Origin of the sequence: Microbacterium sp. NPDC058342 (assembly GCF_042723935.1) — a bacterium.
In the GTDB taxonomy this organism is placed as follows: Bacteria; Actinomycetota; Actinomycetes; order Actinomycetales; family Microbacteriaceae; genus Microbacterium.
On record NZ_JBHXID010000001.1, the window covers coordinates 2,062,841 to 2,081,763 of the forward strand.

General features: G+C 70.2%; 18 protein-coding genes. 14 read left to right on the plus strand and 4 right to left on the minus strand.

Going from position 1 to position 18,923, the window contains the following annotated elements; genetic code table 11:
• Window positions 1–2 precede the first annotated feature (2 nt).
• Entirely contained in the window at window positions 3–371 is a 369-nt protein-coding gene (locus ACFWHT_RS09655) for a hypothetical protein (RefSeq protein ID WP_378827733.1), read from the minus strand.
• Window positions 372–486: 115 nt separating this feature from the next.
• Here ACFWHT_RS09655 and ACFWHT_RS09660 point away from each other — a divergent pair, with 115 nt between their 5' ends.
• From ACFWHT_RS09660 to ACFWHT_RS09675, 4 genes are all read left to right on the plus strand, one after another.
• Window positions 487–2,724 (plus strand): MMPL family transporter, encoded by a 2,238-nt coding sequence (locus ACFWHT_RS09660; protein ID WP_378827734.1) that lies wholly within the window; start codon window positions 487–489, stop codon window positions 2,722–2,724.
• Window positions 2,721–3,161, plus strand: coding sequence for a pyrimidine dimer DNA glycosylase/endonuclease V (locus ACFWHT_RS09665; protein WP_378827736.1), 441 nt, complete (start codon window positions 2,721–2,723; stop codon window positions 3,159–3,161). Before ACFWHT_RS09660 ends, ACFWHT_RS09665 begins: the two co-directional genes overlap by 4 nt.
• A gap of 46 nt (window positions 3,162–3,207) precedes the next feature.
• Window positions 3,208–3,642, plus strand: coding sequence for a pyridoxamine 5'-phosphate oxidase family protein (locus tag ACFWHT_RS09670; RefSeq protein WP_378827739.1), 435 nt, complete (start codon window positions 3,208–3,210; stop codon window positions 3,640–3,642).
• Window positions 3,643–3,743: 101 nt separating this feature from the next.
• Window positions 3,744–4,004, plus strand: a complete 261-nt coding sequence (locus ACFWHT_RS09675; protein ID WP_378827741.1) for a Rho termination factor N-terminal domain-containing protein — start codon at window positions 3,744–3,746, stop codon at window positions 4,002–4,004.
• A gap of 28 nt (window positions 4,005–4,032) precedes the next feature.
• Here ACFWHT_RS09675 and ACFWHT_RS09680 read toward each other — a convergent pair whose 3' ends face one another.
• Complete coding sequence (locus tag ACFWHT_RS09680; protein ID WP_378827742.1) at window positions 4,033–4,671, minus strand: UdgX family uracil-DNA binding protein; 639 nt, start codon at window positions 4,669–4,671, stop codon at window positions 4,033–4,035.
• A 235-nt stretch (window positions 4,672–4,906) separates the two neighbouring features.
• On the opposite strand from ACFWHT_RS09680, the gene ACFWHT_RS09685 reads away from it, so the two are divergent.
• From ACFWHT_RS09685 to ACFWHT_RS09725, 9 genes are all read left to right on the plus strand, one after another.
• On the plus strand, window positions 4,907–6,169 hold the full coding sequence (locus ACFWHT_RS09685; protein WP_378827974.1) for an extracellular solute-binding protein: 1,263 nt from the start codon (window positions 4,907–4,909) through the stop codon (window positions 6,167–6,169).
• A 77-nt stretch (window positions 6,170–6,246) separates the two neighbouring features.
• Window positions 6,247–7,197: a carbohydrate ABC transporter permease gene (locus ACFWHT_RS09690; protein ID WP_378827743.1), complete on the plus strand. Its 951-nt coding sequence runs from the start codon at window positions 6,247–6,249 to the stop codon at window positions 7,195–7,197.
• Entirely contained in the window at window positions 7,197–8,063 is an 867-nt protein-coding gene (locus ACFWHT_RS09695; protein WP_378827745.1) for a carbohydrate ABC transporter permease, read from the plus strand. The genes ACFWHT_RS09690 and ACFWHT_RS09695 overlap by 1 nt, the downstream gene beginning before the upstream one ends.
• Window positions 8,060–9,541 (plus strand): GH1 family beta-glucosidase, encoded by a 1,482-nt coding sequence (locus ACFWHT_RS09700; RefSeq protein ID WP_378827748.1) that lies wholly within the window; start codon window positions 8,060–8,062, stop codon window positions 9,539–9,541. Before ACFWHT_RS09695 ends, ACFWHT_RS09700 begins: the two co-directional genes overlap by 4 nt.
• Window positions 9,538–10,548, plus strand: a complete 1,011-nt coding sequence (locus ACFWHT_RS09705; RefSeq protein ID WP_378827750.1) for a LacI family DNA-binding transcriptional regulator — start codon at window positions 9,538–9,540, stop codon at window positions 10,546–10,548. The genes ACFWHT_RS09700 and ACFWHT_RS09705 overlap by 4 nt, the downstream gene beginning before the upstream one ends.
• Window positions 10,549–10,675: 127 nt before the next feature.
• The gene (locus tag ACFWHT_RS09710) at window positions 10,676–13,903 is read left to right on the plus strand and encodes a glycoside hydrolase family 9 protein (RefSeq protein WP_378827752.1); all 3,228 of its coding nucleotides are present in this window, start codon (window positions 10,676–10,678) and stop codon (window positions 13,901–13,903) included.
• A gap of 47 nt (window positions 13,904–13,950) precedes the next feature.
• Window positions 13,951–14,646: an NADPH-dependent F420 reductase gene (locus ACFWHT_RS09715; protein WP_378827753.1), complete on the plus strand. Its 696-nt coding sequence runs from the start codon at window positions 13,951–13,953 to the stop codon at window positions 14,644–14,646.
• Between the two features lie 40 nt (window positions 14,647–14,686).
• The gene (locus ACFWHT_RS09720; RefSeq protein ID WP_378827755.1) at window positions 14,687–15,316 is read left to right on the plus strand and encodes a GyrI-like domain-containing protein; all 630 of its coding nucleotides are present in this window, start codon (window positions 14,687–14,689) and stop codon (window positions 15,314–15,316) included.
• A 115-nt stretch (window positions 15,317–15,431) separates the two neighbouring features.
• Complete coding sequence (locus tag ACFWHT_RS09725) at window positions 15,432–16,868, plus strand: hypothetical protein (RefSeq protein ID WP_378827757.1); 1,437 nt, start codon at window positions 15,432–15,434, stop codon at window positions 16,866–16,868.
• 9 nt (window positions 16,869–16,877) lie between these two features.
• On the opposite strand, the gene ACFWHT_RS09730 is transcribed toward ACFWHT_RS09725, so the two are convergent.
• A complete protein-coding gene (locus ACFWHT_RS09730; RefSeq protein ID WP_378827976.1) occupies window positions 16,878–17,483 on the minus strand; it encodes a TetR/AcrR family transcriptional regulator in 606 nt (201 codons plus the stop codon).
• A 65-nt stretch (window positions 17,484–17,548) separates the two neighbouring features.
• On the opposite strand from ACFWHT_RS09730, the gene ACFWHT_RS09735 reads away from it, so the two are divergent.
• Window positions 17,549–18,595, plus strand: coding sequence for a hypothetical protein (locus ACFWHT_RS09735; protein WP_378827759.1), 1,047 nt, complete (start codon window positions 17,549–17,551; stop codon window positions 18,593–18,595).
• Window positions 18,596–18,602: 7 nt separating this feature from the next.
• On the opposite strand, the gene ACFWHT_RS09740 is transcribed toward ACFWHT_RS09735, so the two are convergent.
• Entirely contained in the window at window positions 18,603–18,884 is a 282-nt protein-coding gene (locus ACFWHT_RS09740; RefSeq protein ID WP_378827761.1) for a hypothetical protein, read from the minus strand.
• Window positions 18,885–18,923: the final 39 nt, after the last annotated feature.

Sequence of the window (18,923 nt, forward strand, 5' to 3'; positions counted from 1 at the left end):
CCTCACCAGAACCGCTCGGTCGTCTCCGCGGGAGGCCGATCCGAGCCGCCCCAGCGGTCTGACTCGGCCTTCGCCGCCGCGGCGGCGGCGTCGGCCTCGCTGAGAGCGTCCGCCGCCGAGCCCGCGGCATCGACAGCGATGACGGTGAGCGTCGTCCGCACACCGCGGGCGGTCTCGACGATCGCGCAGTCGCGCACGGTCGCACGCCAGAGATCCACGTGGTCCCGGGGCAGCTCGCGCAGTGTACGGAGGATGCCCCGGTCGAGGTCGTGCACGGCGACGACCTCGCCGTCCGCGCGCGCCTGCGCGATCTCCACCCGATTGCCCCGGGGCACAGGAGCCGATCCCGCGATCACGAGCTTTCTCTCCATGACGACACTCTAAGCGCCCAGCGCACGTCTCGGCCGTCACAGGCCTTCCGTGTAGCGTTGCAAGGTCGGGGCGGACCACGAGAGATCCGCGCAGACGTGCACACGAGGGAGCCGCATGACCACGAGGGCCGAGTTGAGAGCCTCCCGACGAGGCCCTCGCCGAGTGCTGCGAGCCCTGATCTCCGCAGCGATCATCCTGGTATGGCTCACCGGCGCCGGACTCGGCGGCCCGCTGTTCGGCCGGGTGGACGAAGTCTCGTCCAACGACCGCACCGCCTACCTGCCGGATTCCGCCGCAGCCACCGAGGTGCAGAACGCGCTTGGGGACTTCCTCGGATCGGACTCCCTTCCCGCGGTGGTCGTCTTCGAGTCGGACACGAGCATCGACGACGCGCTGAAGGACGAGCTCACCGCCGCACTCGACGACGCCGTGACGGCCGAGGGCGTCACGGGCGAGTCCTCCCCGGTGCTGGTCTCCGAAGACGGGCTCGCCGCACAGGCGTTCGTGCCGATCGATGCGGACGCGGACATCGGCGACGTGACCTCTGCGCTCTCGGGCGATCTGCGCGACGCCGCGCCCGCCGGCGTCAGCGTGCACATCACGGGACCGGCGGGATTCACCGCGGATCTCGTGGCCGGCTTCGCGGGCATCGACGGCATCCTGCTGCTCGTCGCCCTGCTGGCCGTGCTCGTCATCCTGGTGATCGTCTACCGTTCGCTGCTGCTGCCCGTGATCGTGCTCAGCACCAGTCTGTTCGCGCTCTGCGTCGCGCTGCTGGTCGTCTGGTGGGCGGCGAAGCTCGACATCCTGCTGCTGAGCGGTCAGACCCAGGGCATCCTGTTCATCCTCGTCATCGGCGCGGCGACGGACTACTCGCTGCTGCTCGTGGCGCGCTTCCGCGAGGAGCTGCACGCCGTCGAGGACCGCTGGCAGGCCGTCCGCGCGGCGTGGAGGGGATCGTTCGAGCCGATCCTCGCCTCGGGCGGCACGGTGATCGCGGGGCTGCTGTGCCTGCTGCTCAGCGACCTCAAGTCGAACAGCACGCTGGGCCCCGTGGCGGCGATCGGCATCGTCTTCGCCATGCTCGCCGCGCTGACGCTGCTGCCCGCCCTGCTCGGACTGGTGGGCCGGGCGGCCTTCTGGCCGAAGCGCCCGCTGTTCCAGGCGCAGCGGAGCACCGAGACCGATCCCCTGGAGGGAGGCGGCCTCTGGCCGCGACTGGCGCGCGGCATCAGCCGTCGCCCGCGTCTCATCTGGATCTCGACGGCCATCGTGCTGGCTGTCGCGGCGATCGGCGTCACGCAGCTCGACGCACGCGGAGTGCCGCAGTCCGACCTCGTGCTCGGCGCCTCCGAGGCCCGGGACGGGCAGATCATCCTCGGCGACCACTTCCCCGGTGGCTCGGGAAGCCCTGTCTACGTGCTGACCGACGAGAACCGGCTGCAGGATGCGGCCGACGTGCTGCTCGCGGACGAGGGCGTCGACAGCGTCTCGGTGACGGCCTCCGATGCCCCGTCGGGAAGCGCGCCGGTCACCGAGGACGGCATCACCGCGTTCGGCCCGCCCGCAACCCCCGCTCCAGAGCCCACGGTCGCCGACGGACGCGTGCTGCTGCAGGGCACGCTCACCGACGCCGCCGACTCGGCGGATGCCGAGAGCACCGTCGAACGGCTGCGTGAGGCGCTGTCCGACACCGACGCTCTGGTCGGCGGAGTCACGGCGACAGCCGTCGACACGAACACCGCATCGATCCACGACCGCAACCTGATCATCCCGGTGATCCTCGGCGTGATCCTGCTGATCCTCATGCTCCTGCTGCGCGCCGTGCTGGCGCCGGTGCTGCTGATCCTCACGACCGTGCTGTCCTTCGGATCGGCGATGGGCGTCGCGGCGCTGCTGTTCAACGGCGTGTTCCGGTTCCCCGGAGCCGACCCCGCCGTCCCGCTGTTCGGTTTCGTGTTCCTGGTGGCGCTGGGCATCGACTACAACATCTTCCTCATGACACGCGTGCGCGAAGAGGCGAGGCTGCACGGCACCCGCCAGGGGATCCAGCGCGGCCTGGCTGTGACCGGAGGCGTCATCACCTCGGCCGGCCTGGTGCTCGCGGCGACCTTCGCGGCGCTGTCGGTCATCCCGATCCTCTTCCTCGTGCAGATCGCCTTCATCGTCGCGTTCGGCGTGCTGCTGGACACCTTCGTCGTGCGCTCGCTGCTCGTGCCCGCCCTCGGCTACGATCTCGGCCGGGCCATCTGGTGGCCCTCCGCGCTCAGCCGTCGCGCCGCCGAGCCTGTCGCCACCGAGCCTCAGGATGCCCGGCCGGCGGCGGCACTCGGGGGCGACGACCGCGCGTGAGGCTCTGGTCCGTGCATCCGCACCAGCTCGATCGGGCGGCTCTGATCGCGTGCTGGCGGGAGGCGCTGCTCGCACAGGCCGTGCTGGCCGGCCGCACCCGCGGCTACCAGCGGCATCCGCAGCTGGAGAGGTTCCGTGCGGGTGCCGAGCCCGTGCGCCTGGTCGGCGCGTACCTCTCCGGGATCGCCGACGAGGCGGACGCCCGCGGGTACCGCTTCGATCGCAACCGGATCCTGGCGCCGGCCCGACCCGACGCGAGCCTGGCCGTCACCACGGGGCAGCTCGATCTCGAGTGGGCGCACCTCGGTGCGAAGCTCGAGCAGCGCAGTCCCACTGACGCGGAGCGGTGGCGGCGGGAGTCGCCGGCACCGCATCCGCTGTTCCACGTCGTCGCGGGCGAGGTCGAGGCGTGGGAGCGCGCCCGGCCGGGCACGTGATCGCACGGCACTCGCGTCGGCGTGCGGACGAGCGTAACGTCGGAGCATGAGCATCGACGCCGCCGATCGTGCCGGTGTCGCCCACTTCGTGCGGGTGTGCGGCGCCGGCGTCGTCGCGACCGTCGGAGCGGACGCCGAACCGCAGGCGGCGTACGTCGGCCTGACCGCCACCGACGACGGGACGCTCGTGTTCGACGCCGCGGACGACTCCCGCAAGGTGGCGAACATCGCGGAGCGTCCCCGCGTGGCGGTGACCGTCACGGGCGCGGAGACGACCGTGCAGTTCGAGGGACGAGCGCGGATAGCCCGCGACGAGGAGCGCTGGCGCCTCGGCGAGACGTACTGCGAGCGCTTCCCCGGTTCGCGCGCTCTGGACGTGGGCTTCGCCGTCGTCGTCGTCGACGTGGCCTGGGTCCGGGTGTACGACGCGGCGTCCCGTCCGCCGCACGTCACCGAGTCGACGTGGAGCCCCAGGGGCTAGGCGCGGGCGCATCGTCTGTCAAGGCCGTTACGGTCCCGTGGAGGCCTGCGTAGCGTCGGCCTCGCCGCTGAACGCGGCACCCGACGAGTCGAGGAGGCAGCATGCCGGACCAGCCTGAGCTCAAGGACGAGGAGCTGTACGAGAAACTCCGTGACGACGGTGCGTCGAAGGAGAAGGCCGCCCGCATCTCGAACGCCGCCGCGCGCGACGGCCGGTCGAAGGTGGGCGAACGGGGCGGCTCGGCCGAGGACTACGAGGACCGCACCGTCGACGAACTGCGCCAGCGGGCCAAGGAGCTGGGGCTGGAGGGCTATTCGGACAAGCGCAAGGACGAACTGATCCGGATGCTGCGCGACCACTGACGCCACGTCGGCGAGGTCGCCGTCCGTCTCAGGCGACGACCTCGCCGGCGCGCTGCAGGTCGGCGACCAGTGCCCGGAACGCCGTCTCGCGCTCGGGCCGACCCCGTAGACGCAGCAGGCTCGAGGGGTGCACGGTGACCACCAGTGCCGTGCCTGCGGGATCGGCCGCCTCCATCACGGTGCCGCGCACCTCGCCGATCCGGACGGTGCGCCGCAGCAGCGCGCGTGCGGCCGTGGCGCCGAGCGCCACCACGACATCGGGGCGCACGGCGCCGAGCTCGGCGTCGAGCCAGGGCCGGCATGCGTCGATGTGCCCGACGGCGGGCTTCTCGTGGATCCGCCGCTTGCCGCGCCTCTCGAAGCGGAAGTGCTTGACGGCGTTCGTGAGATAGACCTTCGAGCGCTCGATGCCCGCGGCATCCAGCGCTTCCGAGAGCAGCCTCCCCGCCGGTCCGATGAACGGCCGCCCTTCGACGTCCTCGTGATCCCCCGGCTGCTCGCCCACGAGCATGATCCGCGCCGAGGCGGGCCCGTCAGAGAACACCACCTGCGTGGCATCGCGCCACAACTCGCACCCGCGGCACGCGTCGGCCGCGCGGCGCAGCGCGCGCACGCCGCCGGCCGACGGAACCCAGCTCTGCGCCCCCGGGCGCTCGATCTCCGGCATGGCAACCTCCCGCTCGTCTCTTCCGTTCTACCCGCCGCCCGGCTTTCGGGCGACAGGGTTGCACCGGGCCGGTTGAAGGCGCATCATCCCGCTGCAAGACCGTGGCGACATTCCCAGAGAGCGCTCTCTTGACGCGCGAGGAAGTCATGCTCTATAACTGAGAGAGCGCTCTCTGACCCGCGAGAGCCCGCTGAGTCCTCAGCACCGCACACAAAGGAGTGGACCCGTGTCCTCGATGAGAAACAGCAAGCCCCTCGCGTTCCTCGCGCTGGGCGTCCTCGGGGCCGTCGGCCTCGCAGGATGCTCGGCCCCGGCGGCGAGCGACGACGGCGAGAAGATCACGCTCACCGTCGCCACCTTCAACGACTTCGGATACACCGACGCGCTCTTCGACGAGTACGAGGCCGAGCACCCGAACGTCACGATCGTGCACAACCGGGCGGCGACGACCGGCGACGCCCGCACCAACTTCTTCAACAAGCTCGGCAAGAACGGTCTCGCGGACATCGAAGCCGTCGAGATCGACTGGCTGCCCGAAGCACTGAAGTACTCCGATCTGCTGTCCGACCTCTCCGACCCCGACCTCGCCGACCGCTGGCTGTCGTGGAAGACGGATGCCGCCACGGACGAGGACGGTCGCCTGATCGGGTACGGCACCGACATCGGGCCGCAGGCCGTGTGCTACCGCTCGGATCTCTTCGAGGCCGCGGGGCTCCCCACCGACCGCGACGAGGTCGCCGCCCTGCTCGAAGGCGACTGGAACCGCTACTTCGAGGTCGGTCAGCAGTATGTCGACGCCACCGGAAAGGCCTGGTTCGACACCGCCGGCGGTCCGTACCAGTCCATGGTCAACCAGATCGAGGCCGCGTACGAGGATCCGAAGTCGGGCGCCATCACCGCAGCGGACAACCCCGAGGTCCGGGCTGCTTTCGACCAGGCGCTCGAGGCCGGCTCCACGATGTCGGCCAAGCTCGGCCAGTGGGGAGACGACTGGCGGGCGGGGATCGCGAACGGCGCGTTCGCGACCATGCTCTGCCCGGGCTGGATGCTGGGCACCATCGAGGGCAACGCCCCGGAGGTCACGACCTGGGATGTCGCCGGGGTCTTCCCCGGCGGAGGGGGCAACTGGGGCGGCTCCTACCTGACCGTGCCCGCCAACGGCGCGCACGTCGACGCCGCCAAGGACCTCGCCGCATGGCTCACCTCGCCCGAGGTGCAGCTCCAGGCGTTCGAGCAGGCCGGCACCTTCCCGAGTCAGCCCTCCACGTACGACAGCCCCGAGCTGACCGACTGGAAGAACCCGTACTTCAACGACGCTCCGGTCGGTGCGCTCTTCTCCGACCGCGCCGAGGCCGTGACCGTGTCCCCCTACAAGGGCGAGAACTACTTCGCCATCAACGACGCGATCCACAAGGCGATCACCCGCGTCGAGGACGGGACCCAGAGCGCTGACGCGTCCTGGGACCAGTTCGTCGACGAGATCGCGAACCTCGGCTGACCCCCGCGGGGAGAGGCGCACCCGACGCCTCTCCCCGCCTCACCGCCGTCGGCGATCCCCGCACACGAAGAAGGATCATGACCACCAGACCTGCATCCCGCACGGGAAGACGCACCGAGCTGCGCAGCACCCTCGCCCGCTGGGACGTGCGCTACTCCCCGTACGCCTACATCGCGCCGTTCTTCATCGTCTTCGGTATCACCGGGCTCTTCCCGCTGGCCTACACCGGCTTCATCGCCCTGCACGAATGGGACATCGTGCGCAGCAGCGGCGAGTTCATCGGCATCGGCAACTTCGCGGAGGTCCTTGCGGATCGCACCTTCTGGGTAGCGCTGCGCAACACCATGAGCATCTTCCTGCTCTCCACGATCCCGCAGCTCGCCGGCGCCGTCGTGATCGCCGCCCTGCTGGATCGCAACATCCGCGCGAAGACCTTCTGGCGCATGGGCGTGCTGCTTCCCTACATCGTGGCGCCCGTGGCCGTCGCGCTCATCTTCGGCAACATGTTCGCCGATCAGTACGGGCTGGTGAACACGATGCTGCAGGGCATCGGCATCCCCCCGATCGCCTGGCACAAGGACCCGTTCTGGAGCCACATCGCGATCGCCACCATGATCAACTTCCGCTGGACGGGGTACAACACCCTCATCCTCCTCGCCGCGATGCAGGCCATTCCGCGCGACCTGTACGAAGCCGCCGCCATCGACGGGGCCGGTCCGCTGCGGCAGTTCCTCTCCATCACCGTTCCGCAGCTGCGGCCCACGCTGATCTTCGTCGTGATCACCTCCACGATCGGCGGCCTGCAGATCTTCGACGAGCCGCGCATGTACGACCACAACGGGGCCGGCGGACCGGACGGCCAGTGGCTGACCCTGGCGCTGTACCTCTACAACGTCGGCTGGGGCACCTTCGACTTCGGCCGGGCCGCGGCCATCGCCTGGATCCTGTTCCTGCTGATCGTCGTGATCGGCCTCATCAACCTCGCGGTCACGAGCAGGATCGCGACCTCTGACAAGGGAGGCCGCTGATGGCCCTCGCACAGTCGCGCACCCGCCGGCGGGCGCACTCGCCCGCCGCCAGGCCCGGGTGGATCGTCTACGGGATGCTCGGTGCGGTGCTGCTCGCATCCGCCTTCCCCTTCTACTGGTCCTTTCTCATCGGCAGCGGCGACTCCTCGTCGGCGAACAGCGCCGGCATCTCGCTGATCCCCGGCGGCAACTTCATCGACAACGCGATCGCGGTGATCAGCAACCCCGCCGTGAACTTCTGGAAGGCGCTGTGGAACAGCGTGCTCGTGTCGACGGTGGTCTCGGCATCCGTGGTGCTGTTCTCGACGCTGGCGGGGTATGCCTTCGCGAAACTGCGGTTCCGCGGATCTCGAGGACTGCTGGTGTTCACGATCGCCACGATGGCGGTGCCCACGCAGCTCGGCGTCGTGCCGCTGTACATCGTGATGGCGCAGTTCGGCTGGACGGGAACGCTCGGAGCGGTCATCGTGCCGGCCATGACCTCGGCGTTCGGCGTCTTCTGGATGACCCAGTATCTCGGCCAGTCCCTTCCGGATGAGCTCATCGAGGCGGCCCGCGTGGACGGCGCCAGCATGCTGCGCACGTTCTGGCACGTCGGGGTGCCCGCCGCCCGACCGGCGGCCGCGATGCTCGCACTGTTCACCTTCATCTCGACCTGGACGAACTTCTTCTGGCCGTTCATCGTCCTCGACAGGCAGAACCCGACACTCCCCGTGGCGCTGTCGCTGCTGCAGGCCAACTACTTCGTCGACTACTCGATCGTGCTCGCCGGAGCACTCATCGCCACGGTGCCGCTGCTCATCCTGTTCGGGGTGCTCGGCCGTCAGCTCGTGGCCGGAATCATGCAGGGAGCAGTCAAGGGATGACCGACCTCACCGACCACAGGGATGCTGCGGGCGAGCGCGTCCTTCCAGACCGGTTCCTCCTCGGCGCCGCCGCGGCGGCCTACCAGATCGAGGGAGCCGCGGCAGAGGACGGCCGCACGGCGTCGATCTGGGACGCGTTCAGCGCGATCCCGGGTGCGACCGCCGCCGGCGAGACCGGCGCGGTGGCCTGCGACCACTATCACCGCTATCGCGAAGACGTCGCCCTGATGAAGGAGCTGGGTCTGCAGTCGTACCGCTTCTCGACATCCTGGGCGCGGGTGCGCCCGGACGGCGGAGCCGTGAACGCGGCGGGCCTGGACTTCTACTCGCGCCTGGTCGACGAGCTGCTCGATGCCGGCATCCGCCCCTGGCTCACCCTGTATCACTGGGACCTGCCCCAGGCGCTCGAGGAGCGCGGAGGGTGGGCATCGCGTGACACCGTGGAGCGCTACACGGAATTCGCGCTGTCGGTCCACGACGCACTCGGCGATCGCGTCACCGACTGGACGACGTTCAACGAGCCGTGGTGCAGCGCCTTCCTCGGCTATGTGGGCGGCCAGCACGCGCCGGGCCGCCGGGAGCCGGCGGCCGGGTTGGCTGCGGCCCATCACCTGCTGCTGGCCCACGGAACGGTCGTGCGCGAGCTGCGCCGACGCGATGCGGACCTGCAGCTCGGCATCACGCTCAACCTCGGTGCGATCCGGGCTGCCGATCCGACCAGCGAGGCCGACCTCGACGCGGCACGGCGCATCGACGGGCAGTTCAACCGCATCTTCCTCGATCCGCTGCTGCGCGGCGCCTACCCGCAGGATCTGCTGGCCGACGTGGCGCACCTCGGGTTCGACCGGATCATCCGGGACGGCGACCTCGAGGTCATCTCCCAGCCCATCGACTTCCTCGGCGTGAACTACTACCACCGCGAGGTGGTCGGGACCACGCCCCCGCCGCAGCCGTTCGGCATGCGCGCACCGACGACCCGGACGACCGGAAGCCCCTACCCCGCGGTGCCCGCCGCGTACACGCACTCCAGCGGACGAGCGGTGACGGCGATGGGCTGGGAGGTCGAGCCCGACGGGCTCACCGAGATCCTCCTGCGCGTGCACGAGGAGTACCTGCAGGACTCCGCCACACGCCTTTACGTGACGGAGAACGGGGCGGCGTACGACGACGAGGTCGGCGACGACGGCTCGGTCGATGATCCCGAGCGCGCGGCCTTCCTCGGCGCGCACCTGCATGCGGTGCTCGACGCGGTGGACCGGGGCGCCCCCGTCGACGGGTACTTCTACTGGTCACTGATGGACAACTACGAATGGGCCTGGGGGTACGACAAGCGCTTCGGCATCGTGCACGTCGACTACCCGACCCAGCGCCGCACGGTCAAGAGCAGCGGCCACCTGCTTGCCGACATCATCGCGCGGCGATCGGTCGCGTCCGCCCTCGCACCGCAGGAGAGCGCTCTCTCTATACTGGGACGATGACGGATACGGTGCGCCCGACGCTGGAGATGGTCGCCAGGGAGGCGGGCGTCTCCCGCGCGACGGTGAGCCGCGTGGTCAATGGCCAGTCGACGGTGAACGCCGAGATGACCGAGATCGTGAACGCGGCCATCGACAGGCTGAAGTACGTGCCCAACCACTCGGCTCGCGCTCTGGCACGCCGCACGGCCAACGCGGTGGCGCTGGTCGTGCCCGAGAGCACCACCAAGTTCTTCCGCGACCCCTTCTTCGTCTCGGTCGTCGACGGCATCGTCGCACGTCTGGACGAGAGCGACTTCGTGCTGAACCTCCTGGTGACCGTGCGCGAACCGCGCGCGAAGGTCGAGCGCTTCCTCCGCTCGGGCACCGTGGACGGCACGATCGTGCTCGCGCACCACACGGGCGACGAGTCGCTCGCCGACCTCGACGCGACCGCTCCCACGGTGTTCGGCGGCCGGCCGCTCGGCGACGAGAGGCATCGGCACCACTACGTCGACACCGACAATCGCGGCGGTGCGGCGCTCGCCGGCGCGCACCTGGCGCGGCAGGGCCGGCGGCGCCTGGCGACCATCACGGGACCGCTGGACATGGCCGTCGGGCGCGATCGACTGGACGGCTTCCTGCAGGGCGCGCACGACGCCGGCCTCGCCGAGCCGCGCATCGTGACCGCTGACTTCACGCCCGAATCGGCAGCCGAGGCCACGCGGCGGCTGATCTCGGATCACCCCGACGTGGACGGCCTCTTCGTCGCGAACGACCGCATGGCGCTCGAGGTGCTCCGCGTGCTCGCCGAAGCCGGGGTCCCGGTTCCCGGAGACGTCTCCGTCGTCGGCTTCGGCGACACCGAGGCGGCGTCCGCCTCCGATCCCGCCCTCACCACCGTGCGGCAGCCGTCGGTCGAGTTCGGCCGCCAGCTCGCCGACACGCTCCTGCGTCTCATCGACGGCGACGACGCCGTTCCCGAGCACCTGATCATGCCCGCGGAGCTCGTGCTCCGGGACAGCGCCTGACAGGCGCACCCTCCACTTCCGATATCCCGCAAGACCGACCCGACAATCCGACAACGGGATCCGAGAAGGATCCACCCCGAGCAGAGAGAGCGCTCTCTGCTCGTCCGATGCAAGCAAAGGGGCTTACATGAACCCGTGGAGAACGCTCAGCGCGATCATCTCCGTCGCCGTCGTCGCCATGGCGGCGCTCGCCGTCCCTCCCGCCGCCACGGCCGCCGACCGGGACCTCGTCGTCAACGGCGGCTTCGAAACCGGTCACGAACCCTGGTGGAACACCGGGAACTTCTCCTTCTCGACGGGCGAGGGCGCGTACTGCTCGACCGTTCCCGCAGGCCTCCAGCAGTGGGAGGCGATCGTCGGCCAGCACGGGCTGGACATCGCCGATGAGACCCCCTACGTCCTCCGCTTCGACGCCTGGAGCACCACGACCGCGACCATCCGGGCGCAGGTCCAGCCCAAGAGCAACCCGTCGCTGATCACCTACGGTCGCATGGACGCCGCCCTCGACACGCAGCGACGGAGCTTCGAGCTCCCCTTCACGCCGTCGGAGGGAAGCGCGAATACGGAATCGAGCATCCAGTTCCGCCTGGGCGGCAACGCCGCCACGACGATCTGCATCGACGACGTGTCCCTCGTGACGCCCGAGGCCGAGCCCGAACCGGCCGGTCCCGATGAGCTGCTCGCGAACACGTCGTTCGATTCCACGCATAAGCCGTGGTGGGCGAACGGCGGGATGAAGCTCGACATCTCCTCGGGCGAGCTGTGCGTGGATCCGCGCTCCTCGGCGAACCTCTGGGACCTGCTGGTCGGGCAGAACAGCGTGTACCTCCCCGGCTCCACCCGCTTCACCCTCAGCTTCGACGCGCGAGCGAGCATCCCCGTGACCAGCGGCGTGCAGGTGGCGCCCTTCTACAATCCCGAGAACACGACCTTCCTCGCGAAGACCTTCACCCTGGGGACCGCACCGAGCCACCACTCCTTCGCCTTCGAGACGACCTTCACCGACGCTGTCGTGATGTCGGCCGTGCAGTTCCGCGTCGGCGGCGCGAGCACCGCGCACACCGTGTGCTTCGACAACGTCTCACTGCGCGGGACCGCTTACGACTACGTCGCCGACACCGGCTCCTCCGTCAAGGTGAACCAGGTCGGCTATCTCACGCACGGACCGAAGAACGCCACGGTCGTGACGGAGGCGTCCGAGCCGCTCCCCTGGCAGCTGCTGCACGACGGCGAGCGCGTCGCGTCGGGAAGCACCACTCCGGCGGGCTTCGACGATTCGGCGGGAGCCGCGGTGCACACCGTCGACTTCTCGGAGGTCACCCGATCCGGCGACGCGTACACGCTCGAGGTGGACGGTCGCTCCAGCAGCCCGTTCCGGATCGGCGACGACGTCTTCCAGGCGCTGCGCTCGGACTCCCTGCGGTTCTTCTACACGAACAGGTCCGGCATCGCGATCGACGGCGCGATCGCCGGCGAGCAGTACGCGCGCCCGGCCGGTCACCTCGGCATCGCTCCGAACCAGGGCGATCGGGAGGTGGGATGCCAGGCCCCGCAGCCGTACATGGACGACTGGACCTGCGACTACGCCCTCGACGTCACCGGCGGCTGGTACGACGCCGGCGATCACGGGAAGTACGTCGTCAACGGCGGGATCGCCACCTCCCAGCTGCTGTCGGCGTGGGAACGGGCGCAGCAGGCGGGAACCGAGCAGGAGCTGGGCGATTCGACTCTCGCGGTGCCCGAGCGCGGCAACGCGGTTCCGGACATCCTCGACGAAGCACGGTGGAGTCTGGACTTCCTGCTGAAGATGCAGGTGCCGCAGGGGCGGCCGCTGGCAGGCATGGCGCACCACAAGGTGCAGGACGAGAGCTGGACGGGCCTTCCCCTGCTCCCGAGCGCCGACTCGAAGCCGCGCCAGCTGCATCGCCCGTCGACAGCCGCCACGCTCAACCTCGCCGCGGTCGCCGCGCAGGGCTCGCGGGTGTTCGCCGAGTTCGACGGCGCGTACTCGGCACGGCTGCTGACGGCCGCGCAGCGGGCGTATGACGCCGCACTCGCCCATCCCGCCCTGCTCGCTCCCCGCGAGGACGGAGAGAACGGCGGCGGCGCGTACGCCGACGACGATGTGACCGACGAGTTCTACTGGGCGGCGGCCGAGTTGTACCTGACCACCCACGGCACCCGTTTCGCGGAGGACCTCGAGAAGAGCCCGCTGCACCGTGCGGACGTCTTCGCCCCGGAGGGGTTCTACTGGGGAAGCGTGGCGGCACTGGGCCGCATGCAGCTCGCCCGCTTCGCGGACGACCTCGAGGACATCTCGCGCATCCGGCGATCCGTCGTCGAGGCAGCCGACGATCTCGTCGCCCGGCAGGACGACGAGCCCTTCGGGCAGCCCTACTCGCCCGACGACGGCCGGTACGTGTGGGGGTCGAACTCGTCGATCCTCAACAACCAGGTCGTGATCGCCACCGCCTATGACCTCACCGGCCGACCCGGGTACGCCCGTGCCGTCGTGGAGGGCTACGACTATCTGATGGGCCGCAACGTGCTCGGGCAGTCGTACATCACGGGCTGGGGCGAGAACGACGCCCACGACCAGCACAGCCGGTGGTACGCCCACTCGCTCGATCCGGCGCTGCCGAACCCGCCCGTCGGATCCGTCGCCGGTGGCCCGAACTCCGATCTGCAGGACCCGATCTCCTCCATCTGGCTCGCCGGCTGCGCACCGCAGGCGTGCTACGTCGACAACATCGAGGCATGGGCGGTGAACGAGATCACCATCAACTGGAACTCCGCACTCGCCTGGGTCGCGTCGTTCGTGGCCGACCTCGGCGACGGCTCGGCGACGCAGGAGCCCGCACCGTGCACGGACGACTGCGCACCGCAGACCGCGCAGCTCACCCTCTCCCCCGCGCAGGCCGTCGCGGGCGGCGAGGTGGAGGTCGGCCTCAGCGGATTCGCCCCGTCTCAGAGCGTGCAGCTCTGGCTGCACTCGGGTCCGGTGCGCGTGGGCACCGTGACGGTGGGAGCCGACGGGTCCGCGACCGTGACGATTCGCGTTCCCGCGGCCACGGCGGTCGGGGCTCACACGCTGGTCGCGACCGACGACGGCGACGCCGAGCTGGCCCGGACACCGTTGCAGGTCATCGCACCGGGAACCGCGCCCGGGGACCCGGACGACGGCGGCGCGGATGACGGCGGTGTGGACGACGGTGCCGACGGTGACCTGGCGACGACCGGGATCGAGGGTGCGCTGTGGACGGCTCTCGGGCTGCTCGCGCTGGCCTGCGTGGCGGCCGGGCTCGTCTTGCGGTTCCGGTTCAGAAGCGCTCGCCCGGGCGACGGGGGTGAGTGAGCGACGGATGCCGCTCGACCTTCGGCGCACGGTCATACGATGGCGGCATGGCATCGCGCATCCGCACCCTGGGCATCATCGGCGCCGGCCGGCTGGGCACCCTGCTCGCGAAGCTCAGCTCCGCTGCGGGGTACGACGTGCGGGTGGCCGCATCCGGTGATCCGGCCCGCATCGCGCGGGCGATGGCCGCGGTGGGCGCGTCGGCGGCCTCCGTCGACGCGGTGCTCGCCGCAGCCGACGCCGTGATCCTCGCCCTGCCGCTGAGCAGCTTCCGCAGCCTGCCCGCCGATCGGATGCGCGGTCTGCTCGTCATCGACGCGATGAACTACTGGTGGGGCGCCGACGGCATCCGTCCCGAGCTCGACGACCCGCGCAGCTCGACGAGCGAGCTCGTGCAGCGGCACCTCGTCGGCGCGCGGGTGGTGAAGGCGCTCGGGCACATGGGGTACCACGACGTCGAGGACGAGGCGCGCCCCTCCGGCGCGGCCGGGCGCAAGGCCATCGCGATAGCCGGCGACGACCCCGACGACGTGGCGATCGTCGCCGACCTCGTCGACGATCTGGGCTTCGATCCGGTCGTGGCGGGTGAGCTGGCATCCGGGATCATGCTCGAGCCGGGGGCGGAGGCGTTCGGCGCCGATGTCGATGCCACCGAGCTGCGGGCGATGCTGGAGCGGTTCCCCGATTCGCAGCGCGGGATCGTGGTCGCCCGGGCGCGGGGCGGCAGTGCCCGACTAGCCTGAGTGCGGGAGGTCGTGGCTCTCAGAATGAGCCCGTATGCCGATGACGGACAAGATCGACTTCAAGAAGACCCACGACAGCTATCGAGCGACGCGCGGACGGTTCCGGATCGTCGACGTGCCCGAGATGCAGTACCTCATGATCGACGGACACGGCGACCCGAACACCTCGCCCGCATACACGCAGGCGCTGGAGTCGCTCTACCCCGTCGCGTACAAGCTCAAGTTCGCCAGCAGACGGGAGCTCGGGCGCGACTACGTCGTCCCTCCGCTGGAGGGGCTGTGGTGGGCGGAGGACATGGACGCCTTCACCGTCACTCGCGACAAGTCGAGCTGGCTCTGGACACTGATGCTGATGGCGCCCGATTGGATCGATGACGCGCTGTTCCGCAGCGCGCTCGCGCAGGTGGCTGCCAAGACGCGGCCCCTGCGCCTGGACGACGTCCGCCTGCAGACTCTCGCGGAAGGGCGCTGCGTGCAGACGCTGCACCTCGGCTCCTTCGATGACGAGGGCCCGCTCCTGGAGCGGATGCACGAGGAGTTCATTCCGCAGCAGGGCTTCCGCGTGAGCGGAAAGCACCACGAGATCTACTTCAGCGACTTCCGGAAGGTCGCGCCCGAGAGGCTGCGCACCGTGCTGCGTCAGCCGGTCGAGCTCGCCACGGACCGCTAGCTCGCTCGCCCTGCGGGCTCGGTGCGGCGGGCGGCAGTGCGCAGCGAGTGCGGCAGAATATGGCTGAGCGCGACGCCGACCGATCCGGCGGTGCACGCGCAGGCGAGGGGGATGCATGGAGTCCGAGCGGGTGACGGCATCGGCGACAAGGCTGCGGGCGTGGAGCGCGGCGCGGTGGGTCGTGATCGGCGTGGTCTGCGCGGTGCAGGGTCTGTCCGGCTGGTACTTCACCCTGTTCGATGTGCACGGGCTCGACGATTTCGACGGCTCGCTCGCGATCTCGATGATCGCCTTCCCCGTGAACGCGCTGCTGTTCGTGCTCGATTTCCGCACGGCGCGCGCTCGCGGAGCCTTCTGGGCCTGGATCGCGCTGCGCGGGATCGCCGTGCCGCTCGTGGGCGTCGGCGTCGGCTCTCTCGCGCGCGTCTGGCTCGTCGGCGCGGGCGGCGGGGACCTCGATCCCGATGCCGTCGATTTCGCCTGGCACCTCGCGGCTCTCGGCGCGGCGCTGCTCGCACTGCAGCCCGTGACCGCCGGCATCCGCAGAGCAGCGGTCGCCGCGTTCGGACCGCCGCGACAGGCCTCCGCGGAGAGCATCCACTCCCCCGCCGATGACGCGCCCGTGCGCGAATCGGACAGCGGCTCGAGCGGATCGACACCACCGCTTCCCCCGAAGTGGCCCGGTTCGCCTCGCATCAAGGCAATCGCCGGTGCCCTGGCCTTCGTCGTCGTCGCCGCCACGATGCTCACCGTGGCAGGGCGCGTGTACTGGCATGTGGCCGTGGAGACATGGGCGAGCGTCCCGCCCATGGTCGCGACGGGCACGCTCGACGGACGTGAGGTCGCCGTCGTGACCTACGACGAGAGAGCGTTCCTGCGCATCAGCGAGCACGAGCGCGTCGCCGCGATCGATCTCGGCACGGGCGAGCTGATCTGGGATCAGCGGCTTCCCAAAGACCATGACATCCCGGTGGGCGTCGACGCCGTGGCCGTCGACGAGCGAGGAGCGTTCATCCGCATGGACGACCCGACCCGCGCGGCGACCTGGTTCGCACTCGATGCGCGCACGGGACGCATCGCCATGACCGCCACGGAGGGGAACCTGCAGGTCGTCGACGACCTCGGCACAGCCGCCCCCGGCATACCGGGCGAGATCGTGCAGCGCTACGTCGACCGCGACGGCCAGGGGGTCGACGACGGCTACGATGACGAGTTCACCGATGACGCCGACCTCGAGCGCGTGTTCCGCTACGACGACGAGTCGCTGGTCATCGAGCCCGTGACCGGCCGGCCGGCCGGCGAGGAGCACGGGTTCACGCTGCACACCCTGTGCTGTCGTCCGTCCGCTCTCGAGGCGCGCGGCCCCGAGAGCGACCTGCTCTGGAGTCTCGAGGGGGCGAGCCCGTCGGCGCGCGACGTCGTGGCGCAGACGCCGGGCGGACGGGTGGTGATCATGGCCGACGGACCGGAGTCGAAGGGGCGGCTGATCATCGGCTCGATCAGCGGGCACCGCGAGGTCGTGATCGGCGACCGCGGCTGGCTCCCCTGGTGAGCGCGACCCTCAGGGTGTGACGGAGGTGCCGGGCTGGTCCGACACCGCTCTGCGACCACGGACCAGCGGAAGGAAGATCTCGTCGACGATCTCGACCAGCACCTCGTCCGGCACGCCGGGCACGCCGCGCAGCGCGTATTCGCCCCGCAGGAGAGTCATGGGGAGGGCGGCGACACGCGGATGCACGGCTCCCGCGTCCGCGTCTCCTGCCCGCTCGAGAAGCTGGAGCCAGGTGTCGGTCACGGAGCCGGCAGCGGCGTGACGGCGCAGCCGCGCCAGGAGCGCGGGGTCGTCGGAGGCAGCTGCGAACAGGTCGCGGAGGATCGCACCGTGCGGTGAGGACCAGGTGGCGTTGGCGCGACGCAGCAACTCGAGAGCGCCGTCGCGGAGGCTGCCGTCGGGCACCGTCGTGTCCGCCGCGTCGGCGAGGCGCGCATACGCATCGACGGCCAGGTCGACGCGCTGCGGCCATCGGCGGTAGATGGCGTTCTTGTTCGTGCCTGCGCGACGAGCGACGCTGTCCATCGTCATTCCGGCGTAGCCGGACGACGACAGCTGCTCGGCGGCCGCCTGCAGGATCGCTCGCTCGAGTTCTTCGCCTCGCCGTCGCTTCATCGTCACGGTACGCATCGTACTCTGGGTGCGATAGGGTACGAAGCGTACCCAACAGAGGAGAGACCATGCGCGCATGGGGAGTCACCTATGACACCGGCTTCCGCAACGGCGGGACCACCACCCACGAACCGTTCGATTCCGACGTCGTCGCCGAGGAGATGCGGATCATCCGCACGGAGCTGCGGGCGGATGCGGTTCGCATCACCGGTGGCGTTGCGGACCGGCTCGAGGTCGCAGCCCGGCACGCGGCGGCCGCCGGCCTGGAGGTCTGGTACTGCCCGTTCACCAACGACCTGACCCCCGGTGAACTGCTCGAGTTCCTGCGCGACGCCGCCGGGCGGGCGGAGCGGATCCGACTCGAGGGCGCCCGCATCCGTTTCCTCACCGGCTCGGAGATCAGCATCATGACCACCGGTCTGCTGCCGGGAGAGTCCCTCACCGAGCGCGCGGCCTCACTCGCGGATCCGGCGACGCTGCGCGACCTGCTCCCTCAGGTGCAGCAGCGCACGCGGGCGCTGCTCGCCCGCGCCGCCGCGGAGGCGCGCGAGCGGTTCGGCGGACTCATCGGGTATGCCTCGCTCCCCTTCGAATCGGTCGACTGGACGCTGTTCGACTTCATCGCGACCGACGGGGGCTATCGCGACGCGAGCAACGCCGACGCGCTGCCCGCGACCATCTCGGCCCTCACGTCGCAGGGCATGCCGGCCGCCGTCACCGAGTTCGGCTGCACGACCTTCACCGGAGCTGCGGAGCGTGGCAGCCGCGGGGGCATCATCGGATACGACGAGGCCACTGCGCGCGCGGTCCGGCTCACCGAGTCCGTCGAGCGCGACGAGGCCGAGCAGGCCGGATACCTGCGCGAACTGCTCGACCTCTACGACGCGGGCGGCGTCGATTCCGCGTTCGTCTACACGTTCGCATCCCGGCATCTGCCCGCCTCCGACGACCCCGAGAAGGACTTCGACCGCGGCAGCTTCGGCATCGTCAAGGTTCTGCCGGACGGCCGGACCGGAACCGCGTACCCGGGCATGCCCTGGGAGCCCAAGGAGGCATTCCACACCCTTGCCGAGTACGGGCGCGCTCGGGCGCAGTGCTTCGCGGACGACTGGTGACGGGCGGTCATCGCTCGTCCGTGCTCGAGCGACGGCTCTTGAGCAGCGCGCGCAGGCCCCAGCCCGAGCAGACGGCCAGCGCGCCGTAGAGCGGCGCGGCCTTCCACACGTCGACGGACGTGTTTCCCCCTCGCCCCGGGAAGTACACCTGCGCCTCGGCGCCGACGATGATCCACGCGGACACCGACCACAGAGTCGCGAAGCTGAACACGGCGATCAACACGATGCATCCCACGGTCAGCATCCGGCGGGCAGACGGCGACAGGTTCGTGAGCGGCGAAGTCGGCACCCGACCAGGGTAGCCCGCCTCGCCAGAGTCCGACGGACG

Coding starts and splice junctions, on each gene's coding strand:
- ACFWHT_RS09705 (WP_378827750.1), top strand. CDS start 9,538: ATGACGGATACGGTGCGCCCGACGCTGGAGATGGTCGCCAGGGAGGCG.
- ACFWHT_RS09655 (WP_378827733.1), bottom strand. CDS start 371: ATGGAGAGAAAGCTCGTGATCGCGGGATCGGCTCCTGTGCCCCGGGGC.
- ACFWHT_RS09700 (WP_378827748.1), top strand. CDS start 8,060: ATGACCGACCTCACCGACCACAGGGATGCTGCGGGCGAGCGCGTCCTT.
- ACFWHT_RS09695 (WP_378827745.1), top strand. CDS start 7,197: ATGGCCCTCGCACAGTCGCGCACCCGCCGGCGGGCGCACTCGCCCGCC.
- ACFWHT_RS09685 (WP_378827974.1), top strand. CDS start 4,907: ATGAGAAACAGCAAGCCCCTCGCGTTCCTCGCGCTGGGCGTCCTCGGG.
- ACFWHT_RS09715 (WP_378827753.1), top strand. CDS start 13,951: ATGGCATCGCGCATCCGCACCCTGGGCATCATCGGCGCCGGCCGGCTG.
- ACFWHT_RS09690 (WP_378827743.1), top strand. CDS start 6,247: ATGACCACCAGACCTGCATCCCGCACGGGAAGACGCACCGAGCTGCGC.
- ACFWHT_RS09680 (WP_378827742.1), bottom strand. CDS start 4,671: ATGCCGGAGATCGAGCGCCCGGGGGCGCAGAGCTGGGTTCCGTCGGCC.
- ACFWHT_RS09660 (WP_378827734.1), top strand. CDS start 487: ATGACCACGAGGGCCGAGTTGAGAGCCTCCCGACGAGGCCCTCGCCGA.
- ACFWHT_RS09725 (WP_378827757.1), top strand. CDS start 15,432: ATGGAGTCCGAGCGGGTGACGGCATCGGCGACAAGGCTGCGGGCGTGG.
- ACFWHT_RS09710 (WP_378827752.1), top strand. CDS start 10,676: ATGAACCCGTGGAGAACGCTCAGCGCGATCATCTCCGTCGCCGTCGTC.
- ACFWHT_RS09670 (WP_378827739.1), top strand. CDS start 3,208: ATGAGCATCGACGCCGCCGATCGTGCCGGTGTCGCCCACTTCGTGCGG.
- ACFWHT_RS09720 (WP_378827755.1), top strand. CDS start 14,687: ATGACGGACAAGATCGACTTCAAGAAGACCCACGACAGCTATCGAGCG.
- ACFWHT_RS09730 (WP_378827976.1), bottom strand. CDS start 17,483: ATGAAGCGACGGCGAGGCGAAGAACTCGAGCGAGCGATCCTGCAGGCG.
- ACFWHT_RS09735 (WP_378827759.1), top strand. CDS start 17,549: ATGCGCGCATGGGGAGTCACCTATGACACCGGCTTCCGCAACGGCGGG.
- ACFWHT_RS09675 (WP_378827741.1), top strand. CDS start 3,744: ATGCCGGACCAGCCTGAGCTCAAGGACGAGGAGCTGTACGAGAAACTC.